At 62.7% G+C, this 14,886-nt stretch carries 4 protein-coding genes; all 4 read left to right on the top strand.

Annotated elements, in window-relative coordinates:
* On the top strand, positions 1 to 1,293 hold the full coding sequence (locus FHS06_RS05355) for an ABC transporter substrate-binding protein (RefSeq protein ID WP_182486523.1): 1,293 nt from the start codon (positions 1 to 3) through the stop codon (positions 1,291 to 1,293).
* 50 nt (positions 1,294 to 1,343) lie between these two features.
* A complete protein-coding gene (locus tag FHS06_RS05360) occupies positions 1,344 to 3,605 on the top strand; it encodes an FAD-dependent oxidoreductase (RefSeq protein WP_167046400.1) in 2,262 nt (753 codons plus the stop codon).
* A 51-nt stretch (positions 3,606 to 3,656) separates the two neighbouring features.
* A complete protein-coding gene (locus FHS06_RS05365) occupies positions 3,657 to 6,722 on the top strand; it encodes a golvesin C-terminal-like domain-containing protein (RefSeq protein ID WP_167046403.1) in 3,066 nt (1,021 codons plus the stop codon).
* A 611-nt stretch (positions 6,723 to 7,333) separates the two neighbouring features.
* Positions 7,334 to 14,743, top strand: coding sequence for a family 43 glycosylhydrolase (locus FHS06_RS05370; RefSeq protein WP_167046406.1), 7,410 nt, complete (start codon positions 7,334 to 7,336; stop codon positions 14,741 to 14,743).
* Positions 14,744 to 14,886 lie beyond the last annotated feature (143 nt).

Below are 14,886 nucleotides of genomic sequence, written 5' to 3' on the forward strand. Positions count from 1 at the left end.
ATGAACGCACATATCTCTCGCCGTGACCTGTTGCGGGTCTCCGCCCTTGGGCTCGGCAGCGCCGCCCTTGTCGGACTCGCCGCCTGTGCACCGACGCCCCGGCGGTCATCGGCAGCGACGCCGTCGTCCGGTGGAACACCCACCGACTTCTCGTTTGGGTCGTGGAGCCTGTCAGAAGACGCTGCGAAAGGCCCCATCCAATCCGCGATGAAGACCTTCGCCACGCAAGATGGCATCACGATCTCGCCCGTGACATACCCCTACAACGACTACCTCAACCAGCTCACGCTTCAGGTACGGGGCGGCCAGTTCGCCGGGGCCGCGCAACTCGATGTCGCCTGGCTGTCGGCGCTTGCCGCACTCGGAAAACTCGACGACCTGTCGTCGTATGCTGCCGGACGCGACTACACCAGCGCAGCGCTTGGCGCCGGTCAGTACGACGGTGTGCAGTACGGGCTGCCTTGGACGATCGGGGCCATCGGACTCATCGCCAACAAGGAGCTCTACGACAAGGCGGGAGCCTCGCTCGCTCCAACCACGATCGATGAATTCGAAGACGGACTTCGCGCCCTCAAAGGAATTGGCGTCATTCCCTATGCAGCATCGACCAAAGCCGCCCAGCTCAAAGACATCCTCGTCTGGATGCAGACCTTCGGCTCACCCGTGATCGAAGACGGTAAGACGACGATCGGCGACGAGGCCTCGGTGAAAGCCGTCGAATGGTACAAGAAGCTGTATGACGACGGGCTCATCGCGCCCGACGTCGACCGAGCTGCTGCGCGCACCCTCTTCGCTCAGGGGGCAACGGCCCTCTACGACGATGCGCCGGTCGGCAAATCAGCCGTCGTGAGCCAATCACCCGATAGCGGACTCTCCGCAAAGATGACCCCGATGGCGCGGCCCGTGCTCTCGCGCGGAGACACGTCGCAAAATGTGCTGTGGGGGCACCTCGTCGTTGTCGTCGACGGGGCGGGCGCCGGAACCGCGGCCGACTACGCGCAGTGGCTGACCAGCAACCCCGAGCAAACCGTTTCGTACTTCGAGGCGCTCGGGCTGCCCCCGACCACCACCACCGCCCTCGAATCGGATGCTGTCACCTCGAACACGTTCGTGAATGAATTCACGTCGCGCATCACAGCGACAGCAAAACCTAGCCCGCTTTGGGTCTACCCGAGCTACGGACAGATGGAGACAGCAATCGCCGATCAGGTACAGGCCGTGCTCATCGGTCAGTCCACGGCGGCGAAGGCAATGGGCGCTGCTGGCGCCGCGGTCTCACGCCTTATCGGCTGACCCGATCAGGCACCCGATCTCGCCCTCACCCCACCCACCTTCAGGACGTCATGCAATCTCAGAATTTTCAGTCAGACATCACCATCGTCGGGGGAGGCCTGGCAGGAGTGTGCGCGGCGATCAGCGCCGCGCGCCTCGGCAAGTCCGTCGCGTTGATCGGTAACCGCCCCGTTCTGGGCGGCAACTCGTCATCGGAGGTGAGGGTGTGGGTGTGCGGCGCCACATCGCACGGGGTGCAGCGGTACGCGCGGGAGAACGGCGTGATCGGTGAACTGTATGTCGAAAACCAATACCGCAACCCAGAGGGCAACCCCATCATCTGGGACGAGGTCGTGCACGATGCGGTACGGGCAGAACCCAACATCCGGCTTTTTTTGAACACGGATGTGCGCGAAGTCGATGCCGCCGACGTCGGCGGTGAGCGGATCATTACGGGGCTACGCGGATGGACGATGGGCTCGGAGTTGTGGACCGAATTTCACAGCCCATACGTGATCGACAGCACCGGTGACGGCCTCATCGGCCATCTCGCTGGCGCCGAATACCGTCTGGGTAGAGAAGCGCGTCGCGAGTATGACGAGTCGTGGGCGCCGGAGGTGTCGGACGACGAGTTTCTGGGGTCGACGATCTTGTTCTATACAAAAGATTTGGGTCGGCCCGTCAAGTTCGTCGCTCCCGACTCGGCGAAAGACATCACGCAGACACCCATTCCCACGTCACGGATATTGCGCAGCGGCGACTCCGGAGCCCAGTATTGGTGGATCGAATGGGGTGGCGAGCTCGACATCGTGCACGACAACGAGCGCATCAGAGATGAGCTGCGCTCGGTGATTTTCGGTATCTGGGATCACATCAAGAACTCGGGAAACTTCGAAGCCCAAAACCTCGACCTCGAGTGGGTCGGGTCAGTACCAGGCAAGCGTGAGTATCGTCGTTTCATCGGCGATTACGTGCTGACGCAGAACGACATTCTTGCCCAAACCGACTTCGCTGACGCTGTCGGATTTGGTGGATGGTCGATAGATCTACACCCGGTCGAGGGGATGTACGCGTCAGAGCCGGGCGCGCTGCAGCGGTACGGTGCGGGGATCTACGGCATCCCGTTTCGCTCGTTCTACTCGCGCAATGTCGCCAACCTTCTCGTTGCCGGGCGTGATATCTCGGCCACTCACGTGGCATTCGGTTCGACCCGTGTGATGGCGACGTGCGGTGTGGGCGGCGAAGCGGCGGGTACCGGTGCCGCGCTTGCGCTGGAGATGGGTCTGCGTCCGCGAGAAATCGCCGCGGACCACCCCGAGAAACTGCGCCAGCTCTTGCTGCGCCAAGACGCCGCAATTTTCGGTGTGAAAAACAGCGACCCAGACGATCTGGCGCGGCACGCCACCGTGACGGCGAGCTCCCACGCTGTTGCCATCGATCCTGCCGAGTTCGAGCCCGGCAGGGCCGACGAACTCATCGACCTCGACAACGACCTGGCCCTCGTGGTCCCGGTCGATCCACACCTCGACGCAATCGACCTCTTGCTTTCTGTGCCGAACAATACGCGCGTGAGCGCATCGCTGTGGACCACCGGGCGCCCACAAAACGCTGTGCCCATCGATGAGCACGCGCGCACGAGTGTTGATGTCACCGGTCGCAACGAACCACAGTGGGTGCGCTTTCCTCTGGGCTGGCACCCCGAGGTGCCAGAAAATGTCGTGATCGTGCTGGAGGCGTGCTCCGGCGTCGCGGCGGTATCGCAATCGGTGCAGGTGCCCGGTGTGATGACCCTGGTGCATTCGCCAGAGGCAGACGGAGACGTCAACGTCGAAGTCGATCACACCGAACCGCTCATCGCGTGGCCGGCTCTGCCGCTGCGCGGACGAACCGTGCGGTCCCGGCTTCACCCGGCCACCGCTGCATATGCGCCGCAAAAAGCCGTCGGTGGTTACCAACGGTTCTACGGTGGCCCGCAGCTTTGGGCCTCCGCGCCACTGGACGAAGGCGACCATGCCGACCTGATGGTCGAGTGGCCGCACCCCTTGGAGATCCGCCAGGTGCGCCTCGTTTTCGACGATGACCCTGACGTTGAGCTCAACACGCTTCACCATCACCGCACTCCCGACGAGGTCTTTCCCGAGCTCGTACGCGACTACGTCGTCGAAGTGAGAGATGGCGACACGTGGCATCTGCTTGCCCGCGTGAGCGCGAACCGAAGACGGCAGCGCGTGCACAACACAGAACGCGCCTATATCGCAGACGCCGTAAGGGTGCGGGTACTGGCGACCAATGGTGCCGCGCAGGCGCGCGTGGTGTCGCTGCGCGTCTATTAACACCCGCGCGGGAAACCGCGGAAAAGAAAGCACACACAAAGGAGTGGATGCATGCCATTGGCATTATCTCGAGGCACAACACGAATGCTGGCGCTGCTTGCCAGCCTGACGCTGGCCGCTGCCATGGGCGTTGCGGTCGTCCCGCCGGCCACAGCAGAGACCACGCAGGCGATCGTCGCGACCACTGCATCGCCGGAATATCGTGAAGTGGGTACGTGGGCTACTGCGCGCGACGCCAGCTATGACGGCGTGCGCCCCCGGTATTCCCGGAGCGCGGGAGACACAGCCACCTGGAAACTCACCGCACCTGCTGCCGGAGCGTATCGTCTCGGAACCTACTTCACGGGCTCTGTCGACAACAGTGAAGATGTCGCCTACTCCTGGAGCGTAGCCAACGGCGCGGCTTCTGAACCGGTGTTGATCGATCAGACCGCGGGCGGAAACACGTGGCATGCGCTTGGAAGCGTCGACCTCGACGCGGGGGACACCGTTTCGCTCACCGTGACGGCTGGCGGCGGTACGGCCGCAACCAACTCCTCGCTCGGCGCGATCACTCGCGCAGACGCGGTTCGGCTCTCGCCCGCTGGCGCGGCATGCGAGACCGTCGATACGGTCGCCACATCCGTCGCGGCATCCTCGGTTGACTATCCCCAGTACCGGCTGCAGCAAGAGGGTACATCGGTTCGCATCGAGACCGCTGAATGGGCCATGAACATCGAACGCGTTGGTTTTCGTTACGGCTTCGAAACTGGTGGCGAGATGGCGGCCGACGCACATCCCGAAACGGGGCTGCAGCTCGGATCCGATGCTTACGAACTGTGCAGCGCCATCGCCGCCGAAGTCACTGGTACGAGCGATGACAGCGTCGAGTTGAACGTCGTGTTCTCAAACGGACGTGAAGCGCACGTACACCTCGGCATCAGCGACGATGACCTGAATATGCGGGTTGCGGCATCTGATGGCACCGATTCGGTGATTCGTGCGCAGGTCGCAGGGGAAATCGGGCCCGCCTACGGCCTCGGCGACCTCGGAGGTTGGGGCAGCAGCCTCAACGTGTACGGTACGAAAGATTTGGACTACTACGCCCAACAAAACCCGGGCACGACGGAACAGCGCTTCGTCTCGAACTTCGCCGTCTTTCCTGAGCGCAGACTCGCGGAGGTGGCTTTCGACGACGGGCATCTGGCCGTGCAGATTGATGATGATGCGACGCTCCTCGGCGTTGAGGGGTCGAGTATGGGCGGCTTGCACTACTTCTTCGGCGACATGGAGACCATTTACCGCGCCTATAAATCGGCGCGCAACGAAGCGGGATATCTCGATGCCCGACCCGAGGAGACCTTCTTCGGCGTGGGGTACGAGTCATACGGAGCCCTCGGCTACAACACCAACCAGTCGACGATCACGCAGTCCGTATCGGACTATCTCGACGAAGGATTCCCGGTGCGTTGGGCGGTGACAGGATCCGGCTTCTGGCCCTACATCGACGGCGCCCAGGGCACCACCTCAAGCTTCGGAATGTGGGGCGAGAAGTATCCGGACCCCGCTGCGTACAAAACATTCTTTGATGAAAACGACATTGCGCTCATCCTCGGGCTTCGCCAGACGTTTCCCGCGCTGCCCGAAGACGGTGGCACCTACGACCCGCAAAAAGATGGCCCCTACGTGCAAGAGGCACTCGACGCTGGCTATTTCATCGCCGATGGCAATGGTGATGCCCGCGCGTTCTCTACCATCTCGTTTCCGTCCGGGCGGGTGTACATGATCGATCCTGACAACGCCGATGCCGTGCAGTGGTTCGTTGAAAAAGAACGGTTGTGGGAAGCCGACGGTTTCAAAGAAGACCACATGTACGATGCGAGCGCCAACGAGGGCTTCGCCCTGAACGATCTCGTCAACGCCGTCGATCTCGGGCTGCATGAAGATGGCGCGCTCATGATGGTGCGAAACTCCGCCTACTCGGTGCCTGGGTCGATCCTCCGCATCAACGACACGGACTATAACCATGGCGGAGGCGACCGTGATCGTGCAGTGATCAACAGCCTGGCGTTCGCGGCAAGCGGTCAGCCGAACTACTATCCCGATATCGTCGGCGGGCGCATCATTTCCGATCTCGCGACCAACACCGACAAGCAGAAATACCTCACGCGAAACGCGATGTTCGCGGCGATGTCGCCGTCGATGTCGTTCGGCAATGAGCCGTGGGTGATGAAGGACGCAGATCTGGTGGCTGCCACGGTCAAGGCGGCGCAGTGGCACGACGAGTACCTGCCCTATATCTATGCGGCGGCCATCTCCTCGTACGAGACTGGATACCCGTCGACGGCGACACCGCTTCCGATCGCCTACCCCGATGACGCCGCGACGTATGAACTCGTCTCGCGGTCGGCGAAGCAGTACGAATGGATGCTCGGGCCTTCGTTGCTCGTGGCTCCGCTGTACGGAAGCGATGCCACGACTGTGACGGCGCGAGATGTTTATCTGCCGGAAGGTACGTGGACCGACATCGAGACCGGCGACACCTTCGTCGGACCGACGACACTCGACGACTATCCTCAGCCCTTCGGCAAAATCCCGGCGTTCGTCGGTGGGGATGGGATCTTGGTTCACCAAATTGATGAGCGTCGTGAAGCTCGCGTCTTTGCGATGGCAGGGGCCGGAGCAAGGCTGCAAACTGTGGCCGAAGACGGCACAACGGGCAGCATTCGTGTTGCGGAAGCTCTAGGAACCGACCCTCGCGCCGTCGAAGTGCGTGACAGCGATGGCAACACGGTCGAATTCTCTGTCGACGACGTCACGGGGGCACTCGAGTTCGTGATCGTCGACGGCGAGGACTACGTCTTACAGAAAGTGAGCGCCGAAGACACCGCGGATGCGAGCCCCGACGGCGACGACCGAGCGGATGCAGACTCGGCGGGAGCCGGTTCGGGTGGCACGGATGCGGGGGATGGGACGTCGGAATACGCAGCTAGCGTGGCAGCGAACGACTCAGCACCGCTTGCCATGACGGGCGCGCATCCGGCGCTGACGCTTGCTGTGGGCGGTGGCGTTCTCGCGCTCGCGGGCATTCTTCTCGCACTTCTGGTGCGCCGCAAGAGGCGCAGTGTCGATGCCTGACGTCGGCCAAGCGAGAAAGCGGAGCACGAGAAAATAGCTCGCCAGCAGGATGAGTGCGACCTGCAACCGGGCGCGGGAATGCTTCGGCGTGCCGGGAAAGCGGGGCGAGAGCCTCGCGGCGTCCACAGCGAGCTCGCGGACGCCGTGAGGTAGACCTACCGAATCGATCTTCGCGTTCGTGACTGGAATCTCGAACAGCTTCTGCCGGCGCCGACATCGTGGGGGTCGGGTCGCTGCTCGTCGAGGGCGAGGGGTGGCCCAACGTGCTCGACGACTACAGCGACAGGTTGTATGCCCTCGGGCGCATACCGCTCTTTCCGCGCGACGCGCAGCTTTTTGCGGCGGCGTCCGGTCGGAGAATAGCGATCAGTCGGACGGATACTGGGGGCAGCATCCGACGTCACGCGATTCTCCGAAGTTACGGCGCGTGCTGAGCTCGCCGCGTAAAGAATTTTCGAGCAAATTTCGCACGCCACGTTGACACCGCGGTTTCGTGGACCCTATGCTCGGCAACAGATTGTTACCGGTAACAGAAATGGCCGGCGACGATCGTGACCCCCTGTCGCCCGCCCGAGCAATGCAGCCCGAGAGATCCACGAAGGACAGCAACGATGCACCGTTCTCGCACGCTATTAGCGCGCCCATTTTCCCGAAATAGGGCGCTGAAATTTACCGCGGGTGCGGCTATTGCCACCCTCGCGCTCACGGGCATCGTGCCCGGCGCCGCAGTCGCGGCTGATGAGGACCTCGTCGCGCATTACGCGCTCGATGAGACCGAAGGCACCGTCGCGCACGACAGCTCGGGTGCCGGAAGAGACGGCACGATCGTCGGTAACCCGACATTGGCCGCGGGCGAAGGCATCCGCCTCGATGGCGTCGATGACTACGTGAAACTGCCGAACAACCTGCTCGAAGGCCTCGACTCGATCACGATCACCATGGACGTGCTCATCGCGAGCGACCAGGCAACGCCGTACTTCATCTACGGCCTCGGAAACCCCGCCACGAGCCAAGCGGGAACCGGGTACCTCTTCGCCACCGGCAACAATTACCGCACCACCATCTCGCCCAACAACTGGTCTGGTGAGAAGAACACCACCAACTCGACAGCTCTCGCGCGCGGTGTGTGGAAGAGCATCGCCTACACGCTCGACAGCGCAACCCAAACGGGAACGCTGTACCTCGACGGAGCGCAGGTCGGCCAGACGACCGATATCGCGATCACACCCGCGAGCCTCGGCGGCGGCGTGACGACCTCGAACAACATTGGCAAGTCGAACTACGCTGCTGACCGCCTGCTCAAAGGCAACGTGCGCGACTTCCGCATCTACGACTCGGCGCTCGCAGCCGGCGACGTCTCGGCGCTTGCGCTGACGCCCGCTGAACGCGTGAGCGGCGACCTGGGACTCATTAACCTCGGCGACCTGTCGAACGTCACAAGCAACCTGACGCTTCCAACGTCGAGCCGCTACGGCACCACTGTTACGTGGACCTCAAGCAACGACGTTGTCGTGAGCAACACCGGCCGCGTTGCACGCCCGAGCCGCGGTGACGGTGACGCCACTGTCACGCTGACGGCAACAGCAAAGTCGGGGGATGCCACCGACACCCGCACGTTCGAGGTCACGGTTCCCGAGAACCAGGACGCCACGGAAGAAGAGCGCCAAGCCGACCTCGACGCGCTCGCGATCGCGAACGCTGACGACATCCGCGGCAACATCACGCTCACCGACACCGGTGCTGTCAACGGCACCGAAATCACGTGGACTGCGAGCCCCGAAAACGTCATCTCGACAACTGCCAACGGCGACATCGCCGCGGGCGTTGTGACGCGCGGCGACAACGATCAGGCTGTCACCCTCACCGCCCGCAGCGGCACGCTCTCACGCACATTCGACGTGACGGTGCGCGCAGCACACGGCGCCGATGAGAACGCCGCGTACCTCTTCACCTACTTCAACGGTGAAGGCGGACCGGCCGGCGAATCAGTACGCCTCGCGGTCAGCGAAGGTACTGATGCTCTCGACTGGCACGACCTCAACGGTGGCGCAGCTGTGCTGTCGTCTGACGAAGGCACACGAGGTGTGCGCGACCCGTTCATCATCCGCTCTCCCGAAGGCGACCGGTTCTACCTGCTCGCCACCGACCTCAACACCGAAAGCGTCGGCTTTGCTCAGGCGCAACGAGACGGCAGCCGCTTTCTTGAAATCTGGGAGTCCACCGACCTGGTGAACTGGTCTGACCAGCGTCACGTCGAAGTTTCGAGCGAGTTCGCCGGAAACACCTGGGCTCCCGAGGCCTTCTACGATGAAGCGCGCGGCGAGTACCTCGTCTTCTGGGCCTCGAACCTCTACGAATCAGCCAGCGTCGATGGTCGCAACAACACTGCTTCGTACAACCGCATGATGTACTCGACGACCCGTGACTTCGTCACGTTCAGCGAGCCACAGATCTGGATCGACTCCGAGCGCCGTGAAGGCGGCTACGGCATGATCGACTCCTCGATCATCAAGAACGGCGACACCTACTTCCGCTTCACCAAGGAAGAAGGGCCCATGAACGTGCTGCTGCAGAAGTCGAACGACCTGCGCGCCGCGATCACACACGACGGCATCGGCACCGCATTCAGCACCACCGATGACGCCAACCAGTGGAGCCTCGTCACCGAGCGGATCGGCGTCGGACAGTCATACGCCAACCCCACCGGTGCGATCTCCACCTACACGAACGGTGAAGGCCCCACAGTCTTCCCCTCGATCGACAACCCCGACCAGTGGTACCTCTTTATCGACCAGCCGAGCTACCACGGTGGCCAGGGGTACGCCGCGATGACCTCAGCGAACCAGGGCAAAACCTGGACGGTGATGGACTCATCTGGTCTTCCCAACTCGCCGCGTCACGGCACAGTTATGCCGATCACACGTGCCGAGCACGACCGCTTGGCAACGAAGTACCAGCCCGAGCTTCTCGTCACTTCTGTGGAGAGCAGCACAGTCGAGGTGCCCGTCGGTGGGCCGGCAGCTGTCTCGCTCCCCGAGACAGCGACAGCAACGTTCGGCAACGACGGCGGTCGCACCGAAGAGGTGAAGGTCTCCTGGGAGACCCCCGACTTCTCGGGCCTCGGCGCCGTCGGCGACACAGTGACGGTCGAGGGCTGGATCGACAACGGTTCGGCAACGCCCGCCACAGTGACGTTCGTTGCGACGGCAGAACCGACAGCAACCGACTTCGCGATCGACACAGCACGTGCCGGCATTCGCCCGGGCGAAACCGAGCAGGTGGCGTTCACCGTCGCCGGCTCCGGTGCGATCCCGGCCGTTGAGTGGACGAGCTCAGACGACACCGTCGCGACAGTCTCAGACGCTGGCGTCGTGACCGCAGTTACTGAGGGTGACGTGACGATCACCGCCACAGCAGGCCTCGCACGCGAGACGGCAACGCTTCGCGTCGCGGCGACTCCCGCTGACCTGCAGCTCTGGTACGACTTCGACAGCGTTCCCGAAACCGGCGACGGTGCAACCGTGGCCGACCTCTCAGGTAACGGCCGCGACGGCACGATCAATGGCGCGGGAGCGGCGACAGTGACCGGCTCGAACGGTGACGGGCGCGCACTCGATCTGCCCGGCGGCACCTCGACCTCAGGTGCTGCCTGGGTGGGGCTGCCGACCGGCATTATCGACTCCGACCAGGAAGACATCACCTACTCGGCATGGTTGAAGCCCGACAACGCCCGAAACTGCGAGTGGAACATCTCGCTCGGCGAATCGCGCTCGCGAAACTCCTACCTGTTCGACAGTGCACTCTGTGGTGGTGACTCTCGTGCCGGCGTGAAAGCCGGCGCGACCGAGACACTCGCACGCTCAGCGACGCTGTCAGCGGGTAACTGGACGCACCTCGCCATCGTGCTCGACGGCGGATCGAAGATCACCGCGTACGTCAACGGCACTGCGGTTTCATCGGCCAATACTGCGGTCGTCGCCTCGGCGCTCGCCGCAGTCGCGTCTCCCAACGGCGGCGCTATCGGCCGCTCACCGTACAACGGTGATCCGTTCTACGGTGGCGCAGTCGACGATGTGCGTGTCTACGGTTCGGCGCTGACCGCAACTCAGGTCGCTTCGGTCATGGAGGGCGTACTCGACCCGACAGCTGCCGACGCCGACACCGAATGGGTCACCCGAACTGCTGCGGCGGTGAAGGGACTGCCCTTCGCCGGCGAAAACAGTGATGTCACTGGCAACATCCTCTTGCCCGAGACCCTGGCCGAGATTCAGGGTCTTGACGCCGAGGATGGCGCTGAGACAGTGAAGATCGAGTGGTCATCGTCTGACACCGCCGCGATCTCAGAGACCGACATGCCCTCGGGCACGTCGACAGCTGGTCAGCCCGATGTCATCGCGAAGGGCCGCGTCGTACGGGCCTCGGCCGACAACAACGTGACTCTCACCGCCACCATCACTCGCGGTGGCGCCACCGAGGTGGTTGAGATTCCCGTCACAGTGAAAGCAGCGGTCGAGGATCAGGAGTATGAGGGCTACGCCTTCGCCTACTTCACCGGCAACACACTCGCGGGCGAAAAGATCTACATGGCTGCCAGCGACGGTAACGACGCGCTCTCGTGGAGTGAACTCAACGACGGACAGCCCGTGCTCGAGTCCGAATACGGCACTAAGGGTCTGCGTGACCCGTTCGTCATTCGTTCTCCTGAGGGTGACAAGTTCTACCTGATCGCTACTGATCTTTCGATCGGCGGCGGAACCTCATGGGATGCCTCGCAGCGAAGCGGCTCGCGCTACCTCGAAGTGTGGGAATCGACCGACCTCATCAACTGGTCTGAGCAGCGTCACGTACGCGTCTCGCCCGACGAGGCCGGAAACACGTGGGCGCCGGAGGCGTACTACGACGACTCCATCGGTGAATACGTCGTGTTCTGGGCATCGAAGCTGTATGACTCAGCCGACACGAATCACACCGGAAGCACCTACAACCGGATGATGTATGCCACAACCCGCGACTTCGAGACCTTCAGCGAACCGCAGATCTGGCAGGACGGTACCAGCCGCATCGACTCGACAGTTCTCGAGGTCGACGACGTCTATTACCGCTTCACGAAGGATGAAGGCGCCGGAACCACAGGTTGCAGCGACATCATCCAGGAGTCGTCAGAAAGCCTGCGAGCACCGCTCACTGACTGGACGATGACTGACTCTTGCATCGGTCGCGACGCGGGAACTCAGGCAGTTGAAGGTCCGTCGATCTTCGCAGCCAACGAGAATGATGTGAACGGTGACGGCTACTACCTCTTCGTTGACGAGTACGGCGGACGCGGCTACATTCCGCTGCACTCCGACGACATCGCCAACCCGGACTGGAAGGTTCCTGCAAGCTTCGATCTGCCCGCAAGCCCTCGCCACGGCACGGTAGTTCCGGTCACGGCAGCGGAACTTGAGGCACTGTCGGAGCTCAAGGCTCAGGGCCCCGACCCGGTGAAGTCGAATGAAGACGGCGAGGTTCTTCGCTACGACTTCACCGACGGTGAAGGAACGACTCTTCACGACAGCTCCGGAAACGGCTACGACGCCACGATCGCTGGTGGAACCTGGACGGCTGAAGATTCGCTCAGCCTGAACGGAACGTCGGGCCAGTACGTCGATCTGCCCGACAACATCCTCAGCGGCGTCGAAGACGTCACCGTCGAGACCGAAGTGTGGATCGACCCAACACAGGGCGGCAATTACTTCATCTACAACATGGGTAACACCGACTCCGGCGGCGTCGGAAACGGCTACTTCTTCGCGACAGGAGACGGTACCTACCGATCGAGCATCGCGTCGGGCAACTGGACCACCGAACAAACCGTCAACTCGGGCACCAAGCTCGAGCGCGGCCGGTGGGCACACCTGACCTACACGCTCGAAGGCACGACAGCGCGTCTGTACCTGGACGGCATCCAGGTCGCAGAAAAGACGGGCGTCACTCTCGACCCGGGCGACATCGGCAACGGTGCGACCACGGCGAACTACCTTGGTCGTTCGGCATACAACGCCGACAACCGCCTGAAGGGTCAGCTGCGGGAGTTCGCGATCTACAATCGTGCACTCAGTGCGGGTGAGGTGCTCGCACAGTCGGGTAACGCGTCAGCACTCGTCGACATCACGCTGGAAGATGCCGATGCGCTGAAGGTTGCTCCGATCATCGACAGCACGGCACACACAGTCGTCTTCCCGGTGAAGCCGGGAGTCGACGTGACGGCACTGACCCCGGTGTTCGCATCGGGCGACGGAGCGACTGTTGCTCCGGCATCCGGTACGACTGTCGACCTCTCTTCGCCCGTGACGTACACGCTCACGGCAGAAGCTGGCGAAGAGACTGAATGGACGATGTCGGCTCTGGTCATGGCAAGCCCTGTCTTGCCCGGCTACTATGCCGACCCGAACATCGCTGTCTTCGGGGGCACGTACTACCTCTACGCAACGACCGACGGCTACTCCGGCTGGGGCGGACAGGACTTCTACGTATGGAGTTCGACCGACCTCGTCGAGTGGACACGCTCGGCAGCGCCGATTCTGACGCTCGATGGCGAAGACGGCAACGTGCCGTGGGCCAGCGGTAACGCGTGGGCGCCGACGATCACTGAACGCGACGGAAAGTACTACTTCTACTTCAGTGGTCACAACGACAGCTACGGTCGGAAGACCATGGGTGTGGCAATTGCCGACAGCCCCGATGGCCCGTTCACCGCGCAGCCAGAGGCGATGGTTCTCAACAACGAGACGGTCACGTCGGGTCAAGCAATTGATCCTGCCGCCTTCAAGGACCCGGTATCGGGCGACTACTACCTCTTCTGGGGTAACGGCTCGCCCGTGTACGCCAAGCTGAGCGACAACATGACGTCGCTCGAGCCCGGCACGATCTCACGGATCAGCGGTCTGACCGACTTCCGTGAGGGCGCGTTCGTCAACTACCGAGATGGTCTGTACCACTTGACCTACTCGATCGATGACACCGGTTCGGAGAACTACCGAGTGGGTTATGCGACAGCGACAAGTATCGACGGCCCCTGGACCTACCGCGGAGTGCTCTTGCAGAAGGACCTCTCGCTCGGCATCAAGGGCACCGGTCACAACTCGATCATCAACGTGCCGGGAACCGACGACTGGTACATCGCGTACCACCGCTTCGGAATGCCCGGTGGCGACGGTACCCACCGTGAAACGACGATCGACAAGCTCACAATCGGTGACGACGGCCTCTTCCAGACGGTAACCCCGACGCTCACGAGCGTTGAGGCCCAGACGATCGAGGACCCGAACCCGCTGACGGTTGCCATCTCTGGTGATCCGAAGGTGGGAGAAACATTGAGCGTTGACACCAACGAGGAGTGGACGGCATCCGAGATTCAGTGGACCCGCAACGGAACTGCCGTAGCGGGCGCGACAGCTGCCACCTACGAACTCAGCGACGCCGACATCGACGCCACGATCGGTGTACAGGTGACAGGCGCGAAGGCGCTCTGGCCCGGCATGACGGTCGAGGCCGAAGTTGGACCGATTGTCGGTAGCGGCACAGTGACCCCGGAGCCGACGCCTACGCCGACAACGGACCCGACCGACCCGACTGACCCGACGGCGGAGGCTGAATGGGCTGATGTGTCGCTGGCCGGTGGCGGTTCTGTTGAGCAGGGCGGAACGTTGCGGGTGTCGGTGACGGGCTTGACTCTTGGCCAGCAGATTGGTGCAACTCTTCGGAGTGAGCCGATCTTGGTGACGGGTATTCCGGCAGCGGATGCCTCGGGCTCGGTGTACTTCGAGGTACCGATCCCGTCGGACTTCGCACTCGGTGCGCACCGTTTGATCATCACGTCACCTGGTTATGACGACCTGGTCATCGGGGTCTCGGTAGTGGCCCCCGGTGTGCTGGCAGTCACCGGTGCACAGGTGCCTCTCGGCATCCTGCTTGCAGCCATGATGCTGCTCGTGATCGGTGGAATGATCACCGTGACGCGCAGGCGCCGTACGGCTTGATCTGAACACACACGCGGTGTGGTCTCCGGGGTACTCTTCCCGGGGGCCGCACCGCGGTTAGGGCTGTCGATTCGGGTGCTGCAGCGTATGCTGATCGAATCCGGGCTCACCGGCGAGTGGAGATCGAGTGGCGGGAATTACGG

Origin of the sequence: Microbacterium halimionae, assembly GCF_011761265.1 — a bacterium.
Classification (GTDB): Bacteria; Actinomycetota; Actinomycetes; order Actinomycetales; family Microbacteriaceae; genus Microbacterium; species Microbacterium halimionae.